Origin of the sequence: Agrobacterium tumefaciens, assembly GCA_025560025.1 — a bacterium.
Taxonomy (GTDB): Bacteria; Pseudomonadota; Alphaproteobacteria; order Rhizobiales; family Rhizobiaceae; genus Agrobacterium.
In genome coordinates this window covers 81,844-99,338 of sequence record CP048486.1, presented here as the reverse complement: position 1 = coordinate 99,338, position 17,495 = coordinate 81,844, and the positions used below count along the sequence as shown (strand labels likewise).

Sequence of the window (17,495 nt, the reverse complement as noted above, 5' to 3'; positions counted from 1 at the left end):
GAGGAACATCATGAATAATCTGAAGCGCAGAACGCTGTTCTGCCTGCTCTCCGGTGCTGCCCTGTCGGCGGTATCTTTCGGTCACGCCAATGCGCAGGACCGCACCTCGGTGAAGATCGGTTATGCCGTTTCCAAAAGCGGCGCCAATGCCACGGGTGCTGGCATCACCACCATTCCGAACTACAAATTATGGGTGAAGGAGGTCAACGATGCGGGTGGCCTCACTTTGCCGGATGGCAAGCGCCTGCCGGTGGAAGTGGTGGAGTATGACGACCGCTCCTCGGCCGAGGATGCGGTGCGGTTCACCGAGCGTCTGGCCAGCCAGGACAAGGTCGATTTCATCCTGCCGCCCTGGGGCACGGGCTTCAATCTGGCCGTTGCGCCGCTTTACGACCGTTTCGGTTATCCGCAGCTGGCTGTGACCGGCGTGACCGACAAAGCGCCGGATTTTGCAGCGCGCTGGAAAAAGAGCTTCTGGATGCTGGGCGGTGGTCATGACTATGCCAATGCGCTTGCCGATGTTTTGAAAGCCGCGCGCGATGCCGGCCAGATCAACGACAAGGTCGCGGTGATTTCCGTGGCTGACGGTTTCGGCATCGATCTCATCAAGGCTGCGCGGCCTGCACTGAAGGAAGCGGGTTTCACACTTGCCTATGACAAGACCTATCCGGTTGGCACCTCGGATTTCGCCGCGCTGGTCAACGAGGCGTCGGCGAGCGGCGCGGACAGCTTCATTGCCTTTTCCTATCCGCCTGACAGCTTCGCGGTGACGAAACAGGCGCAGACGGCGAAGTTCAACCCAAAGGTTCTTTATGTCGGCGTCGGCGGTGCTTTCCCGATCTTCCCCAAGGTCTCCGATGGCAAGCAGGAAGGCGTGATCAGCATCGGTGGCGTTGATGGCAGCAGCGACAAGATCGAGGATTATTTCAAGCGCCACGAAGCCTTCATTGGCACCAAGCCGGACAGCTGGGCAAGCGCCATCACCTATGCGAGCCTCGAAATGCTGGCCCAGTCGGTTCAACGCGTCGGCCTCGACAAGGCGGCGGTGGCAAATGAGCTTTCGACGCGAAGCTTCGACACCGTCATCGGCCCGGTCAAGCTTGAAGATAACCAGCTTCGCCAGCTCTGGTGGGCAGGGCAATGGCAGGGTGACCGTTTCGTGGCGATTGCGCCCGCAGACCGTCCGGGTGCGGCAAAGCCGGTCGTTCCGAAGCCGCAATGGTGAACCTTTGCCGGCCGGGGCCATAAACCCCGGCCGGAAGGCTTCGGCCATGTTCCAGACTGGAGACATTCCCTTGTTTTTATCCACCCTCATCTTCGGCTTGATGCTGGGAGGGACCTATGCGCTGATCGCGCTTGGACTTTCGCTGCAATATGGCATCGCCCGCATCATGAACCTTGCTTATGGCGAAGTGCTGATTGCGGCTGCCTTCATCACCTTCGTGCTGTTTTCCAGCTATGGCCTGTCGCCGCTCTGGTCGCTTTTCATCATCGTGCCGCTCGGTTACGCCCTGTCTTTCGTGATCTACCGGGTCATGATGCGGCCGCTGGTGCGCCGTTCGGGTAGCTCCGGCCGTCTGGAAGTCGATTCCATTCTGGCGACCTTCGGGCTGCTCTTCGTTATCCAGGGCATCATGCTCGTGGTGTTCGGCGGCAACTACCATTCCTATTCCTATCTCTCCGATGGCGTCGACATCTTCGGCACGACGGTGGCGCTGAACCGGCTCCTGTCGTTCATCCTGTCGGTCGCAATCGGCGGCGGGCTTTATCTGGCGCTCACCCACAGCCGCTGGGGCCTCAACCTGCGGGCGGTGGCGCTGGCGCCGCGGTCCGCGCCGCTGGTCGGCATTGATGTGAACCGTGTGGCCTCAATCGGCTTTGCCCTTGGCGGCGCACTCGCCGTGGCGGGTGGAGTGATGATCTCGATGTACCAGACCTTTTCCGCCTCCTATGGCGTGGTCTTCACCATGAAGGCGCTTGTCGTCGTCATCATGGGCGGTGTCGGCAATCTCCTCGGCGCGCTGGTGGCCGGGCTGCTGCTCGGCCTCGTGGAAACTTTCGTGCTCGTTTATGTCGATCCCGGCCTCACGCTTGCCGCCACCTATCTGCTTTTCCTCGTGGTGCTGCTCTGGCGTCCGGAAGGCATCTTCGCAAGGAGGGGCAAATGATCCCGCTTCTCATCGGTCTTGCCGCAGCCGCGCTGCTGGCGCTTTCCCCCTTCTTCTTCGATGCCTATGGCGTCGGCGTCATCATCGGCCTTCTCGGCTATGCGACGCTCGCCTCCGCCTGGGCGATGTTCTCCGGCCCGACCCGTTATATTTCGCTTGCTACCGTCGCTTTCTTCGGTGTCGGGGCCTATACGGTTGCGGTGCTGAGCGAGGTTTTGCCATGGCCACTCGTGCTCCTGTGCGCGGCTCTTGTCGGCGCGGCGCTGGCGCTGGTCGTCGGGCTTTCCACGCTGCGCGTCGCCGGCATTTATTTCGTGATCTTTTCCTTTGGCCTTGCCGAACTCATCCGCCAGCTCATCACCTGGTATGAGGTGAATGTGACCGGCACGCTCGGGCGCTATATCTTTCTGCCGCTGGAGCCGCAGCATGTGTTGTGGCAATTGCTGGCGCTGGCTGTCATCACCCTTCTGCTGGCGATCCTGATCGATCGCAGCAAGCTCGGACTGGCGCTGAAGGCAATCGGTGACGACGAGGTCGTGGCCGCCCATGCGGGCATCAATCTCGCCCGCACCAAGCTGACGCTCTTCGTGCTTTCCGCCACGATCATCACGCTGGTCGGCGCCATTCAAGCCCCGCGCTGGGTCTATATCGAGCCGGCCATCGTCTTTAATCCGCAGGTATCGTTCCTCACCGTCATCATGGCGTTGCTTGGTGGAGCCACGCGCCGCTGGGGACCCATTCTCGGTGCGGTGCCGCTGTTCCTGCTGTTCGAGTGGCTGGGCGCCAACTTCCCCAACCATTTTTCCATCATTCTCGGCGCTCTCTTCATCCTCATCGTCTTTGTTCTGCCGGATGGCGTGCTGGCGGCGCTGGAGAAGTTGCGCAAAAAGGAGAAAGCCGCATGAGCGCCGTTCTCGAAATCACCGCTATCCGCAAGACCTTCGGCGGGCTGAAGGCGGTGGATGGCCTTGGCCTCACAATCGAGGCCGGCGAGGTCGTCGGGCTGCTCGGGCCGAACGGTTCCGGCAAGACGACGCTGATGAACCTCATCTCCGGGGCGCTGAAGCCCACCGAAGGGTCGATCCGGCTTAAAGGGCAGGAGATTGCCGGCAAGCGGCCGGATGTGATTGCGCGCGCCGGCGTGGCGCGCACCTTCCAGCTGGTGCGGCTTTTGCCGTCGCTTTCCCTGCTTGAAAACGTCGCCGTATCGGCCATGTTCGGGCCGAAGCGGCTTTCGCGTCCCGAGGCGGAGAAGGTCGCGCGCGCCTGCCTCGAAAGAATAGGTCTTGCCGGGCGGGAAACCATGCCGGCCGGCGATCTCACCTATATCGACCAGAAACGGCTTGAACTGGCGCGTGCGCTGGCGGGCGAACCGAAGCTTCTGCTTCTTGACGAATGGCTTGCGGGCCTCAACCCCACGGAGCTGCAGGAAGGAATTGCGTTGATCCGGCGGCTGGCTTCCGAGGGAACGACGATCCTGCTGGTGGAACATATCATGGCCGCCGTGCGGGCGCTTTGCCCGCGCTCCGTGGTCATGGCGGCCGGTCGCAAGATCGCCGACGGACCGACGGCCGTGGTGCTTGATGATCCGCAGGTCATTTCCGCCTATCTGGGAGCGGCACATGCTTGAAATAGATGCACTGACAATCCGTTACGGCAAACATCTCGCGGTTGACGGCATATCGCTCAATGTCGCCAAGGGCGAAACGGTGGTGCTGCTCGGTGCCAATGGCGCCGGCAAGTCATCATTGCTGAAAGCGGTCGGCGGCATGGTTGCGCCGGCCTCTGGCGACGTGCGCGTCAACGGTGCGTCGCTTGCCGCTGTCCCCGCCCATCAGATCGTGGAACGGGGCGTGGCGCTGGTGCCGGAGGGACGCGGGATTTTCGCGGCGCTGACGGTGGAGGACAATCTCCGTCTCGGAGCCAATCCCCGCCATGCCCGTTCAGCAGAAAAGGCGACAAAAGAGCATATTTTTGCACTGTTTCCGCGTCTTGCGGAGCGGCGGCAGCAGCTTGCCGGCACCATGTCCGGCGGCGAACAGCAGATGGTCGCCATCGGGCGGGCTTTGATGTCTGCACCCGATTATCTGCTGCTGGACGAGCCGAGCCTTGGGCTTGCGCCCATCGTTACGCAGGAACTTTTTGCCGCCCTGGCGGAGATCAAGAAGAGCGGCCTTTCCATTCTGCTCGTGGAGCAGAATGTGCGCGAAAGCCTCGCGCTTGCCGATCGCGGATATTTGCTGGAAGCAGGACGGATTGTCGGGGCAGGAACGGCTGAAGCCCTGTCCGCCGATCCCGCCGTGCAACGGGCGTTTCTCGGCGGCACCACCGCCGCCATTGTCTGAACTCAGGAGAAAGACCATGCAGACTGTCAATCTTTTCATCGGCGGCGATCATTGCCCGGCCGCGAGCGGCAAGCGCTTCGAACGCAGCAACCCCATTACCGGCGACGTGGCGACCAGTGCGGCGGCTGCAACGGTAGAGGACGCCACCCGTGCGGCCGATGCCGCGGCCGCGGCCTTTCCCGTCTGGTCGGCAACCCCGCCCGGTGAACGCCGCCGCCTGCTCCTGGCTGCCGCGCAGGCGCTTCTCGCCGCCGGGCCTGATATTACCCAGGCGATGAAGGAAGAAATTGGCGCAACCGATGCCTGGGCCGGGTTCAACGTCAAACTGGCGAGCGATATGCTGGTGGAGGCGGCAAGCCTGACCACCCAGATCAAGGGCGAGATCATCCCCTCCAACCGTCCGGGAACCATGGCGATGGCGCTGCGCCAGCCGGCGGGCGTCGTCTTGTCCATGGCGCCGTGGAATGCACCTGTTATTCTCGGCGTGCGCTCCATCGCCACGCCGCTTGCCTGCGGCAACACGGTTGTCATGAAAACCTCGGAACTGTGCCCGCGCACCCATGCGCTGATCATCGAGGCGGTCGCTTCCGCCGGTCTGCCCAAGGGCGTGCTCAACGCCGTCTCCAATGCGCCCGAAGATGCGGCGAAGATCGTTGATACGCTGATCGCGCACCCCGCCGTCAGGCGCGTGAATTTCACCGGCTCGACCCGCGTCGGCCGGGTGATTGCCGAAACCGCCGGCCGTTACCTTAAACCCGCTTTGCTGGAGCTTGGCGGCAAGGCGCCGTTCATCGTGCTCGACGATGCTGATATCGATGCGGCTGTCGCGGCTGCCGCTTTCGGCGCCTATATGAATCAGGGCCAGATATGCATGTCGACGGAACGCATCATCGTGCTCGACAGTGTCGCCGATACATTTGTCGAGGCCTTTGCCAAAAAAGCGTCGAGCCTCACGGCCGGCGATCCGCGTGAGGGCAAAACACCGCTCGGCTCGCTGGTCAGCGCCGAAGCGACATCGCGCATTCGGTCGCTGGTGGATGATGCCGTCTCCAAGGGCGCACGGCAGGTTGCCGGTGGCGGCGGCAATGGCACGATGGTGGATGCGATCGCCGTCGATGGCGTCACGCCCGCCATGCGGCTTTATGCCGAGGAAAGCTTCGGTCCCGTCGTCTCCATCATCCGGGCCGGCAGCATCGATGAGGCGGTGAGCATCGCCAACGAAACCGAGTTCGGTCTTTCCGCGGCGATTTTCGGCAGGGATCAGGCAAGGGCGCTTGCCATTGCCGCCCGCATCGAAAGCGGCATTTGCCACATCAACGGCCCGACTGTTCACGATGAGGCGCAGATGCCTTTCGGCGGCGTCAAGGCGTCCGGTTACGGCCGCTTCGGCGGCACGGCGGGCATTGCGGAATTCACCGAGCTGCGCTGGGTCACGCTGCAGGATGGGCCGCTGCATTACCCCATTTGAACCGGAAATGGTACAGGCTGGCGGGCGGCGTCATCGCCGCTCGTCGATCAGCCAGCCGGTGAGTTTTCTCACCGCGCTGTCGCTGCTTTTCGGCCGCATCAGCCAGTAGCCGCGCCCCGGTGCGTCGAGGCTTGGGCCTGCCGTCACCAGCACGCCGGCCTCGAGCAGCGGATCGACCAGTCCGGCCCAGCCGAGCGCGAAACCCTGCTCGCCAATGGTTGCCTGCACCACCATGGTGTAGTTGTTGAAGCTGATATCGCCGCCATCATGGTCGGCCGTTCTCTGCACGCCAAAATGCTTGAAATAGGAAGGCCAGTCGAACCAGTGCGCCTGTGAGGTGTTTTCGAGGTGGATGAGCTTCCGCCGCGAAAAATCCGCAACGGTTGCGGGTGCCGGTGTCCCGGCCAGCAGGGCAGGCGAGCAGACCGGCGTGACCTTTTCCGAGAGCAGTAGCACCGCTCCGTCACCCGCCTCCTGCCGCGTGCCGAAAATGATCATCACGTCGCTATCGTGTTTGCCCTGGCCGAGTGGATCCTGCGTGGCGACGATCTGGATGTTGATGTCGGGGTTGAGCGCGCGAAATCCGTGCATGCGCGGGATGAGCCACAGGGACGAGAAGGCATAGTCCGTGTGCAGACGGATGGTCTGCCGCTCCTCCGTCCGGCGCAGCTGTTGTGCGAGAAGGTCGATGGCATCGACATTGCGCGAGACGATCTCGAACAGCCTCTGACCCTCCGTGGTCAGTTCGATGCCGCGATGTCTGCGCTGCACGAGCGCCACACCCAGTTCCTCCTCCAGCCGGCGAATCTGATAGCTGACGGCCGGCTGCGTCAGCCGCAGGGATGCCGCCGCCGCCGTCAGGCTGCCGCAGCGGGCAACCTCGGTGAAAATGCGCATCCATCCCAGATCAAGCGGCCGGTCTGACATTAAAATTCCTTATATCAACTATCGAAAAATACCCGCTTCACAGGCAAAAGCAACGTGGTGTTCAATAAACTGGATTGATAAAAGGGGAGCCGCAATGAAAACCATTTCTCATCTGCATCGCATCGCCGCCGGTCTTTTTCTGTCCGTGGCGGCCTTCTCCACCCCGCTTCAGGCGGCCGATGATGCGGCCTGCAAGACGATCCGCCTCAGCGATCCAGGCTGGACCGACATCACCGCCACCAATGGCGTCGCCTCCGTCCTGCTCGATGCCTTGGGTTATGAGGCTGACGTCAAGACGCTGTCGGTGCCAATCGGCTATCAGGCTATGAAAAACGGAGAGATCGACGTTTTCCTCGGTAACTGGATGCCGGCGCAGAAATCCTTCGTGGACGATCTGAACGCCGCAAAGGCGGCCGAAGTGATGACGAAGAACCTCGAAGGCGCCAAGTTCACATTGGCAGTGCCGGCCTATATGGCGGAAAAAGGCGTCAAGGATTTCGCCGATCTGGCTAAACATGCCGATGAATTCGAAAGCAAGATTTACGGAATTGAGCCGGGCGCACCGGCCAACCAGAATATCCAGAAGATCATCGACGCCAATGATTTCGGCCTGAAGGGCTGGCAGCTCGTCGAATCCGGCGAGCAGGCCATGCTCGCGCAGGTGGAACGGGCGGGCAGGGACAAGAAGGCGGTGGTCTTCCTCGCCTGGGCGCCGCATCCGATGAATGAGAAGATCGATATTGCCTATCTCTCCGGCGGTGACGCCTATTTCGGCCCGAATTTCGGTGGCGCGGAAGTCTATACGCTCGCCCGCACCGGCTGGCCGCAGCAATGCCCGAATGCGGCGACGCTGCTCAAGAACCTCAAATTCGATATCGGCATGGAAAATACCCTGATGGGCTCCATTCTCGGTGGTGAGGATTCGAAGGCGGCGGCAGCGGCCTGGCTGAAGGCCAATCCGCAGGCGCTGGATGGCTGGCTGCAGGGCGTTACCACGCTGGATGGCAAGCCGGGTGCGGACGCCGTCAAAGGCAAGCTTGGCCTCTAAAATCGGAAAGTGGAAATGCCGCGTCCCAATATCCTGATCCTTATGGCCGACCAGTTCAACGGGACGTTTTTTCCCGATGGCCCGGCCGATTTCCTCCACGCACCCCATCTGAAAGCATTGGCGGAGCGGTCTGTCCGCTTCGCCAACACCTATACGGCAAGCCCGCTCTGCGCACCGGCCCGCGCCTCCTTCATGTCCGGGCAATTGCCGAGCCGGACGCGGGTTTATGACAATGCCGCCGAATTTGCCTCCGATATCCCGACCTATGCGCACCACCTGCGGGCGGCGGGTTATTACACCGGCCTTTCAGGCAAGATGCACTTCGTCGGGCCCGACCAGCTGCATGGCTTCGAGGAGCGCCTGACGACGGATATCTATCCCGCGGATTTCGGCTGGACGCCTGATTATACCAAACCGGGTGAGCGCATCGACTGGTGGTATCACAATCTCGGCTCGGTCACCGGTGCGGGCGTCGCCGAAATCACCAACCAGATGGAATATGACGACGAGGTCGCCTATCACGCCACCCGCAAGCTTTACGACCTGTCGCGCCGCCTCGATGACCGGCCGTGGTGCCTGACGGTCAGTTTCACCCACCCGCACGACCCCTATGTGGCGCGGCGCAAATTCTGGGACCTCTATGAAGACTGCCCGGCGCTCGACCCAGAGACGGAAGCGCTTTCCTTCGATGAACACGACCCGCATTCGAAACGGCTGCTGGAAGCCTGCGACCACCGGGCTTTCGATATTTCGCCCGAAGAGATACGCCGGGCACGACGCGGTTATTTCGCCAATATCTCCTATATCGACGAAAAGGTCGGCGAAATTCTCGAGGTTCTGAAGGCGACGCGGATGGAGGAGGACACGATCATCCTCTTCCTGTCAGACCATGGCGATATGCTGGGTGAGCGTGGCCTGTGGTTCAAGATGTGTTTCTTCGAAGGTTCCGCCCGTGTGCCGCTGATGGTGGCCGCACCCGGTTGGCAGCCGGCTTTGATCGATGCCCCTGTCTCGACACTCGATGTCACGCCGACGCTGTGTGGACTTGCCGGGCTTGATATTACGTCACTCAAACGCTGGACGGATGGCGAGGATCTGGCGGCGTTGGCCAAGGGAACCGGCGGGCGTGGTCCGGTGCCGATGGAATATGCCGCAGAAGGCTCCATCGCACCGCTCGTTGCCCTCCGCGACGGCCGCTACAAGCTGTCGGTTTGCGAGGCCGATCCGCCGCTGCTCTATGATCTCGAGGCAGACCCTGAGGAACGCACGAACCTTGCAAGTGATCCTGCTTTCAGCGCCGTTCTTTCATCGCTTTCCGCTGAAATCGGCCGGCGCTGGCAGCTCCCGGTTTTCGACGCGGCGGTGCGGGAAAGCCAGGCACGGCGCTGGGTGGTCTACAAGGCGCTGCGCAACGGCGCCTATTATCCGTGGGACTACCAGCCTCTGCAGAAAGCCTCCGAACGCTACATGCGAAACCACATGGACCTTAACGTGCTGGAGGAAAACCAGCGCTTTCCGCGCGGGGAATGACGCGGGCAGGGCGCGTCACGCGGCGGTCGCCCTTGGCGCGCCGCCCGCCGCCTGCACCGCAAGGCTGCCCGCCGCAACACCCGCCTTGAGGCATTGTTCGTCGCCCTGCCGCCGAAGCCATGCGTCAAGAAAGCCGGCATTAAAGGCGTCGCCCGCGCCCGTCGTGTCGATGACCGGGACCTTTTGAGCCGCCGCGTGCCGAAGCCCGGCTGAAGAGGATACCCATGCGCCCTGCGCGCCGCCTTTGAGGGCGACGAGGGGAAAAGCCTCCGCCAGTGCCCCAATGGCCGCTTCCGGTTCTGAATGACCCGTGATCGCTTCGGCTTCCTCAAGATTGGGCAAAAAGACGTCGACCCCCGCACAGGCCTTGAGCAGCCCCTTGTCATATATCAGTGCCGCGTCCCAGCTCGGATCAAGCGAGACGGAGAGGCCGTTTGCCTTGGCGCGGGAGACGAGATCGGGGATTTCGTGCAACGTGGCGAATTCGGCGATATGCAGATGGCATGCCTCGTTCCAGGCAAAGGCGGCATCAAGGGTTGAAGGGCGAACGGCACCGGCGCGGCGCGTCAGAAACGCCCGGTCCTGCCCGACCACGCTTGCCACCGTGACCTGCGGCCCCGCATCCGCCGAATGCTCCAGAAATTGCAGGTCGACGCCGCTTTGCTGCATCTTCTCGCCGATCGCGCGCGAAAGCGTGTCGGTGCCGAGCCTTGCAAGCAGCGCGGCCGGGCGGCCGATATGGGCGAAATGCGCGGCGGCGATGAAGGCCCCGCCGCCAGCGGCTATTTCCATGTCGCTGGCAAAGAGTTCCCGGCCGAGAACGGGCAATTCGTCAAGCCCGGTGAAAATAAGGTCGCAATAGATCCGGCCGATGCTGATGACGGCTGTTTTTTCTGTTGTCATCATGCGCGACCCAGAAGCTTTTCCGTTTTCGCATCGAAAAGATAAAGCGCGCCTGCTTCCGCCTGGCATTGCAATCGGCTGCCGACAGCGGGAATGGATTTGCCTCTGGCCGTCGCAATCACCGAGGTGGTGTCGGTATCCAGATGAACAAGCGTCTCCGGCCCGAGCGGCTCGACGGCCGTGACCGTTCCCTCAAGCGTAAACGTTCCCTGTGCAGCACCGTTTTCCCCGACCAGCAGATCATGTGGCCGGACGCCGATCAAAAGCTCACCCGTGGCGGAGGGCGTAACGCTGCTGGTTTTTTTGGTGCCGCGCAGCAGGTTCATCGAGGGGCTGCCGATGAATCGCGCGGTGAAAATATCCACCGGTGTCTCGTAAAGTTCCGTCGGCGTGCCGACCTGGAGGATATGGCCATCCTTCATCACCACGATCCGGTCCGCCATGGTCATGGCCTCCACCTGATCATGGGTGACGTAGACGGTGGTCGTCTTAAGACGTTGGTGCAAGCGCTTGATTTCAATGCGCATCTGCGATCTCAACTGCGCATCGAGGTTGGAGAGCGGCTCATCGAAAAGGAAGGCGGCGGGATCGCGCACCATGGCGCGGCCGATGGCGACGCGCTGCCGCTGGCCGCCCGACAGGGCCGCGGGACGGCGATCGAGCAGGGCTTCCAGTCCCAGCACCCGGCCGGCCTCTTCGATGCGCCGGTTCTTTTCCGCGCGATCGAGCTTCGATGTATAAAGCCCGAAGCCGATGTTCTGGCGAACCGTCATATGCGGGTAAATCGCATAGTTCTGGAAGACCATGGCGATGTTGCGCTGTTTCGGTTCTTTCTCATTGACGACGTTACCGGCGATCTTCAGTGTGCCATCGGAAATCTCTTCCAGCCCGGCGATCATGCGCAGCGTGGTGGATTTGCCGCAGCCGGAAGGGCCGACGAAAACGACGAACTCGCCGTCTTTAATGGCAAGATCTATGCCTTTGACCGCCTCGACCTTGCCGTAGCGCTTCACGAGTTGATTGAGTTCGATTGTCGCCATTATCGCGCTCCCGTCAGGGCGGTAAATTTCTCTGTCAGTTCGGTGGCCTTCGCCGCTTCGTGTTCGGCGGATCGCTGCGCTTCCGCTGCCAACTCACCAAGCCTGTCTCGATAGGCCGCAATGGCCTCCCGCATCGGCTCTGGGGCAGGTCCGCCGAAGCGGCTGCGAACCGCGACGAAATGTTCCGGCGAGACGATCTGCCTGAATTTTTCCTCGTCGATGCCGGTGTCGCGCCCTGTCAGCTCATGGAAGGCCTTGAGGAACGGCTGGTAACCGTCATTCGGCAGATCGCCCTTCAGCGCGACGACGCTTCTGGCGACGGTTGCGGCAATTTCATGGGCCTGGCGGAAAGACAGGTCCTCGATGCGGACGAGCGAATCCGCCAGTTCCGTGATGGTGATGCAGGAGCGGCGAATATTCTGGTCAACCCGTTCAGGATCGATGCTGATCTGGCCAACGAGGCTGGCGAGGAGATCGAGAACGCGGCCAGCGGATGTGAAAGCCTCGTAACCCATGCCCTGGGTTTCACCCTCGCTGTCATTCATGTCGGTGAAGGGCGTGTTGTGCATCACGTCAAGCACGGTCCGCGCCCGGCCGAAGGTCTGGCTGGCGAGGTGACGCAGATGTTCGATCGGCACCGGGTTACGCTTCTGCGGCATGATGGAGGAAATCTGCACCAGCGAATTCGGCACGTAGATCTGCCCGACTTCGAAGCTCGTCCAGAACTGGAAGTCCTGAATGAGCCGGCCGAGATGCAGGAACATCAGCTCGATCGCGCCATAGGTTGCCGTCGTATAATCGACGGCGGCGATGCAGGAATAGGAATTGCGTAAGGGTGCGGCGAACCCCAGCAATTCGGCAACGCGTGCCCGGTCGATGGGAAAACCCGAGGTGGTGATGGCGGCAGCCCCCATCGGCGACAGATCGACGATGCGGCGGGCCTCCGCGAAGCGGTCAATATCCCGGATCAACACCTCGATGGCAGCAGAGAGGTAATGGCCGAAGGTGGTGGGCTGGGCGGGTTGCCCATGCGTATAGGCCACGATCAGCGTGGACTGATTGCGCTCGGCCGCATCGATCAGCGCTTTCAGCAGAACACGCGCCTTGGCGGTGAGCGTATCGATCTTGTCCTTGAGGCCGATCTTGAACAGCGTGTGGTCGATATCGTTGCGCGAACGGGCCGTGTGCAGGCGGCCGGCGACATCGACGCCGATACGGGCTTTCAGTTCCTTTTCGATCAGGAAGAAGAAATCCTCGACCTCGCCGGTATAGACCAGCTCCGATGGTTCGATGGTTCTGTCGATGTCTTCGAGCGCGCCGGCGATCTTCGCCGCCGTGTCCGCATCGAGAATGCCGGTTTCCCGAAGCATGACGAGGTGTGCGCGGTCGATGCGGCGGAAACCGTCCACGTGGTGTTTCTTGGCGCCGTCGAAAAGCGGGCGCAGCACGGTTTCCTTGTAAACCGGATCAGGAAACTTGCTGGTATCCGACTGGCGCGGGTTCATATCGGCCATGATATTATCCTTTCAGACCCGCCAGCATCACACCGCGAACGATGTAGCGTTGCAGGACGATGAAGACGATGAGGGTAGGGATGGTCGCAATGGCTGCGCCCGTCATGATCATTTCCCACTGAATCTGCTGCTCCACGGCAAAGCTCGAAAGACCGACCGGCAGCGTGTAAAGTTCCTTGCTTGTCGTGACGATCAGAGGCCAGAAGAATGCCGTCCAATTGCCGAGGAAGGTGAAGATCGCGAGCGCGGAGAGTGCCGGCGTTACCAGCGGCAGGGCGACTTTCCACCAGATCTGGAATTCGTTGAGCCCATCAACGCGCGCAGCCTCGATGAAGTCGTTGGGAACCGTCTCGAAGAACTGCTTCATCAGGAAGGTGCCGAAGGCTGTCATCATGCCCGGGAACATGATGCCCCAGTAGCTGTCGAGCCAGCCCAGCTGGCTGGACATCAGATACCAGGGAATGACGAGCATTTCTGTCGGTATCATCAGCGTCGAGAGGATGGCGAGGAAGATGAAATAACGGCCACGAAACTCGAATTTCGCCAGCGTGTACCCGACTAGACTGTCAAAGAAGCAGTTGGACACGGTGACGATGACCGCAACCAGCATCGAATTGAAGAACCAGCGCAGGAAACGGCCGTCGGCCATGACGGTGATGTAGTTCGCGATCGTGGGTGCGGCGGGAATGAGCCTGAGATCATAGACCTGGTCCGCCGTCTTGAACGATGTCGAGAACATGAAGAGCAGCGGCGAGACCATGATGAGGCCGCCGATGAACAATATGGTCCAGGCGATGATGCGGCCTGGGCGGATGCGGGCGTGGGAGAGTGGCGGCGCTTCGCTCATTTCTTTTCCCTCAGGACCCAGAGCTGGATCAGCGATACGACGAGAAGAATGGTGAAAAGGACGACCGTCTGCGCTGCCGCATAACCCATGGCATAGGAATTAAACGCGGTCTGGTAGATCATCAGCACCAGTGGTTTCGTTGAGCCGAGCGGTCCGCCCGGATCATTGGTGGTCATGTTGTAGACCTGGTCGAAAATGCGCAGGAAGCCGATCGAGGAAAACACGACGAGGAAAACGGTGGTGGGTTTCAGAAGCGGAAGTGTAATCTTTCTGAGGATTGCCCATTCACCGAGCCCGTCGATGCGGGCGGCCTCGTAGAAGGTCGTCGGAATGGCGCGCAGGCCGGCCATGAAGATGATGATCTGGAAACCGAGACCTGCCCAGATGGCCGTCACCATGATCGAATAAAGCGCCTGATCGGTGGAGCGTATGAAAGGCTGCTGCGGAATGCCGAGGAGGCCGAAGACATCGTTGATGATGCCGATGGGCGGCGGCTGATAGAACCAGCGCCAGACCCAGGCCATGGCCGCTGCCGTGGTCAGATAGGGCAGGAAATAGAGCGCGCGGATGAGGCCGTGCAGAATGCGCACCCGGTCAAGATAAAAGGCGATCACGAAAGCCAGAACGAGGCTGATCGGCGTACCGATGATCAGATAGGTGAAGGTGTTCCTGAAGACCTTCCAGAACTGCGGGTCCTTGAACAGCTTGACGTAGTTGGCGATGCCGATGAATTTTGCCGGCCGCAGCAGGTCCCAGTTGGTGAAGGACAGCCAGAACGCCTGCAGCGTCGGGTAAAAGCGGATGACGCTGTAAAACAGGATCGGGATCGCCAGAAAGCTCCAGATCCACAAAAGCCGTTTTGTGCGCATGGAAAGGCGATCTCCAATGGAGCCGCCGGGGCGGCCGGATGCCGCCCCCTGTTGATCGATCGCTGTCATGTCTGGACCTGCGGTTTAAGGTTTCGCCGCGTCGATGATTTCCTGCTCGGCGCCGGCAGCCTGCTTGACGGAATCCTCGACGGACTGACCCTCGAGCAGAATCCGGTTCGTCATGTCGATGGCATTCTGCCGCTGGGCGGCTTCGTCCTTGAACAGGGTCGTATGGGCGTATTCGAGGCCCTTCAGGAACGGCGCGTAGACCGGGTCCTTCAGGTTCTCTTCGGTCAGTGCCGCCGCCCGCCGCGCCGGCAACTCGCCGACGGTCTTCAGCCAGATCGCCATGGCTTCCGGTGACGAGATGTAAGCGAGGAACTTCTTCGACGCTTCAAGCTCTTCGCCGCTCGTCTTGGCGCTGATGCCGTTTGCGAAATAGCTGGCATAGTTGGAGCGGATATTCTTGTCATTGGTCGGAAGCTCGGTCACGCCCCACTCGAAATCCTTGATGGTCCTGAAGGATCCCAGACGGAACGTGCCGTCGATGGTCATGCCCGCCTTGCCGGCGCGGAAGGCGGCCTGGCCTTCATCCATAAAGCCCACCTGACCGATCTTCTTTTCAAGCTGCAGGCTCGTATAGAATTTCAGGGCCTGAACGCCCGCTTCGCTGTCATAGGCGACTTTCTGGTCATTGTCGGTATAGGGCTCGCCGCCATACTGGCGGATGAGAACCTCGCGCCACCATTGGTGGTCCTGGCCGCCCATATCAAGCGTGGAGCCGGCAACGGTGAGGTTTCCTGCGGCATCATGCTTGGCGATCTTTTCGGCGGCGGCAACAAATTCGTCCAGCGTCTTCGGCGGATTGGCGGCGTCAAGGCCGGCTTCCGTGAAGAGCTTCTTGTTGTAGAAAAGGGCGAGCGAACGCACCGCTGTCGGCAGGCCGTAATAATCGTCGCCACGCTTCATGGCGCTGACGATCGGGAAGAAATCGCTCTCGATCTTGTCATGCGGGAAAGCATCGGTCGGCAGGGGCTGCAGGATGCCGCCGGCTGCAAATTTGTCCAGCCAGCCGTAAAACAGCTGCATGACATCAGGGCCCTTGCCGGACATGTTGGCGGCAATGACGCGCGTCTGATAGTCGGCGTAAGGGAAGGTCACCTGCTTGACGGTGATGTCGGGATTGGCCTTCTGAAACTCCGCGATCAGCTCATCCATGGCCTTGACGCGTGTGTCGAAGACATATTGCCAATATTCGATTTCAACCGCCTGCGCGGCGTTGAATGCAAATGTACTGAAACCGGCAACCAAGCCGGCGAACAAAGTTGCCCTGCGCATGTAAGCCTCCATTTCCTCCGTCCGGTCTTCCGGATGCGGAGCGATCGTTCCCTTTATCCGCGCTTTCGCGCGCGCTCATCGATTTGCCGGAAGCGGGATTTCATCAATTCCGCCCCATGCAAACCTGACCCCCGGTCGCTCTCTACGGTTCTCTGAAGGCGGGCATTTGTCAATAAGATAATTTACTTGAATTATTATATTGCGCTTATTGTCATTTCGACGCTATGAATTTTCTAACGGACGGGAAGTTGAAGAGATGACGGTGCACACGGTGGACGATTATCCCGTAGCAATCGGAAAAAATCCTGAGCGGAGCCGCGAGCATAATCGGCGAGTCGTCCTCGACATCGTCCGGCGGCACGGGTCGCTCGGCCGTGCCCAGATTGCCAAGATCACGCATCTGACGCCGCAGGCGGTGGCCAATATCGTCGATGAGCTTGTGGGTGAGGCGTTGTTGAAGGAGCTTGGCCGCCGCCGCAGCGGCAGGGGGCAGCCGCCGATCCAGTTCGCCGTCAATCCGGACGGGGGTGCAACGATTGGCGTGGAAATCGCTGCCGACCATATGGTCACCGTCGGCCTCGATCTTGCCGGCATGTTGCGCACCCAGCGTATCACGCCGCTCAGGGACACCACGCCGGACGCCATATTCAAGACCTTCGCGGCCGAACATGCCGCGGTTGCGAAAAATCTCGGTTGCAGGTTGCTCGGCACCGGCGTCGTCATGCCCGGGCCGTTCGAGATCGATGGCATGACCTCCGTTGGCCCGACGACCCTTTCAGGCTGGGGCGGCATTGATGCCCGCCAGATGCTGAGCGATGCCTGCGGCCAGCCGGTGGTGGTGGAAAACGACGCGACGGCCGCTGCCGTCGGCGAACGCCTGTTCGGCGCGGGGCTGGCAATCCCGAATTTCTGCATGATCTATTTCGGCGTCGGTATCGGCCTCGGCATCATGCAGGAGGGCTCGCCCTATCGCGGCGCATTCGGCAATGCCGGCGAAATCGGTCACGTCACCGTCTCGCCGAAGGGAAGGCCTTGTCCCTCCTGCGGGCAAAGAGGTTGCCTGGAGGCCTATGCTTCCGTTTACGTGCTCAAGGAAAAACTCGTCTGCGACGGTGTCGCGGATACGGAGCTCGACGATCTCGAAGCCCTGTTCAAGGCGGGTAATCCCGTGGTGCTGGAGTGGATCGACGAGGCCGCCATCCATCTGGCGCCAATGGTTGCGATGCTCGAGAATATTCTGGATCCGCAGACGGTCATTCTCGGCGGTGCGCTGCCCGAAGTCATCATCAGCGAGATCATTGCGCGGATGGGGCATCTGCCCACCTCGGTCGCAAGCCGGCGGCAAAGGGAGTTGCCGCGCGTCATGCACGGCAAGTCCGGACAATTGACGGCGGCGCTCGGTGCTGCCGCCTTGCCGCTGTTCGACATCGTTACACCGAAACTGGAGACGTCCCCGGGTGCCGCAGCGCAGGCGCCGGGCTGAATATTGGAGGAGACC

At 61.1% G+C, this 17,495-nt stretch carries 16 protein-coding genes; 9 read left to right on the top strand and 7 right to left on the bottom strand.

From position 1 onward, the window contains the following. Positions 1–10: 10 nt before the first annotated feature. From FY152_14480 to FY152_14455, 6 genes are all read left to right on the top strand, one after another. Positions 11–1,225 carry an ABC transporter substrate-binding protein gene (locus FY152_14480; protein UXS33381.1) on the top strand — a complete coding sequence of 405 codons (1,215 nt, stop codon included), beginning with the start codon at positions 11–13 and terminating at the stop codon, positions 1,223–1,225. 70 nt (positions 1,226–1,295) lie between these two features. Further along, entirely contained in the window at positions 1,296–2,168 is an 873-nt protein-coding gene (locus FY152_14475; protein UXS33380.1) for a branched-chain amino acid ABC transporter permease, read from the top strand. Then, positions 2,165–3,073: a branched-chain amino acid ABC transporter permease gene (locus FY152_14470; protein UXS33379.1), complete on the top strand. Its 909-nt coding sequence runs from the start codon at positions 2,165–2,167 to the stop codon at positions 3,071–3,073. Before FY152_14475 ends, FY152_14470 begins: the two co-directional genes overlap by 4 nt. After that, positions 3,070–3,798, top strand: a complete 729-nt coding sequence (locus FY152_14465; protein UXS33378.1) for an ABC transporter ATP-binding protein — start codon at positions 3,070–3,072, stop codon at positions 3,796–3,798. Before FY152_14470 ends, FY152_14465 begins: the two co-directional genes overlap by 4 nt. Further along, complete coding sequence (locus FY152_14460; GenBank protein ID UXS33377.1) at positions 3,791–4,513, top strand: ABC transporter ATP-binding protein; 723 nt, start codon at positions 3,791–3,793, stop codon at positions 4,511–4,513. The genes FY152_14465 and FY152_14460 overlap by 8 nt, the downstream gene beginning before the upstream one ends. Positions 4,514–4,529: 16 nt before the next feature. Next, positions 4,530–5,981, top strand: coding sequence for an aldehyde dehydrogenase (locus FY152_14455; GenBank protein UXS33376.1), 1,452 nt, complete (start codon positions 4,530–4,532; stop codon positions 5,979–5,981). 30 nt (positions 5,982–6,011) lie between these two features. Here FY152_14455 and FY152_14450 read toward each other — a convergent pair whose 3' ends face one another. Further along, the gene (locus FY152_14450) at positions 6,012–6,908 is read right to left on the bottom strand and encodes a LysR family transcriptional regulator (GenBank protein UXS33375.1); all 897 of its coding nucleotides are present in this window, start codon (positions 6,906–6,908) and stop codon (positions 6,012–6,014) included. 94 nt (positions 6,909–7,002) lie between these two features. On the opposite strand from FY152_14450, the gene choX reads away from it, so the two are divergent. After that, complete coding sequence (gene choX, locus FY152_14445) at positions 7,003–7,956, top strand: choline ABC transporter substrate-binding protein (GenBank protein UXS33374.1); 954 nt, start codon at positions 7,003–7,005, stop codon at positions 7,954–7,956. A 15-nt stretch (positions 7,957–7,971) separates the two neighbouring features. Then, complete coding sequence (gene betC, locus FY152_14440; GenBank protein ID UXS33373.1) at positions 7,972–9,486, top strand: choline-sulfatase; 1,515 nt, start codon at positions 7,972–7,974, stop codon at positions 9,484–9,486. 15 nt (positions 9,487–9,501) lie between these two features. Here betC and FY152_14435 read toward each other — a convergent pair whose 3' ends face one another. From FY152_14435 to FY152_14410, 6 genes are read right to left on the bottom strand one after another with little or no spacing between them, the layout of a single operon-like run. Beyond that, a complete protein-coding gene (locus tag FY152_14435; GenBank protein UXS33372.1) occupies positions 9,502–10,392 on the bottom strand; it encodes a carbohydrate kinase family protein in 891 nt (296 codons plus the stop codon). Beyond that, positions 10,389–11,429 carry a sn-glycerol-3-phosphate ABC transporter ATP-binding protein UgpC gene (gene ugpC / locus FY152_14430; GenBank protein UXS33371.1) on the bottom strand — a complete coding sequence of 347 codons (1,041 nt, stop codon included), beginning with the start codon at positions 11,427–11,429 and terminating at the stop codon, positions 10,389–10,391. Before ugpC ends, FY152_14435 begins: the two co-directional genes overlap by 4 nt. Then, entirely contained in the window at positions 11,429–12,943 is a 1,515-nt protein-coding gene (gene argH, locus FY152_14425; protein ID UXS33370.1) for an argininosuccinate lyase, read from the bottom strand. Before argH ends, ugpC begins: the two co-directional genes overlap by 1 nt. A 4-nt stretch (positions 12,944–12,947) precedes the next feature. Then, a complete protein-coding gene (locus tag FY152_14420; GenBank protein UXS33369.1) occupies positions 12,948–13,790 on the bottom strand; it encodes a carbohydrate ABC transporter permease in 843 nt (280 codons plus the stop codon). Continuing rightward, positions 13,787–14,728, bottom strand: a complete 942-nt coding sequence (locus tag FY152_14415) for a sugar ABC transporter permease (GenBank protein ID UXS33368.1) — start codon at positions 14,726–14,728, stop codon at positions 13,787–13,789. Before FY152_14415 ends, FY152_14420 begins: the two co-directional genes overlap by 4 nt. 15 nt (positions 14,729–14,743) lie before the next feature. Continuing rightward, positions 14,744–16,009 carry an extracellular solute-binding protein gene (locus FY152_14410; GenBank protein UXS33367.1) on the bottom strand — a complete coding sequence of 422 codons (1,266 nt, stop codon included), beginning with the start codon at positions 16,007–16,009 and terminating at the stop codon, positions 14,744–14,746. 244 nt (positions 16,010–16,253) lie between these two features. On the opposite strand from FY152_14410, the gene FY152_14405 reads away from it, so the two are divergent. Continuing rightward, positions 16,254–17,480: an ROK family transcriptional regulator gene (locus tag FY152_14405; protein ID UXS33366.1), complete on the top strand. Its 1,227-nt coding sequence runs from the start codon at positions 16,254–16,256 to the stop codon at positions 17,478–17,480. Positions 17,481–17,495: the final 15 nt, after the last annotated feature.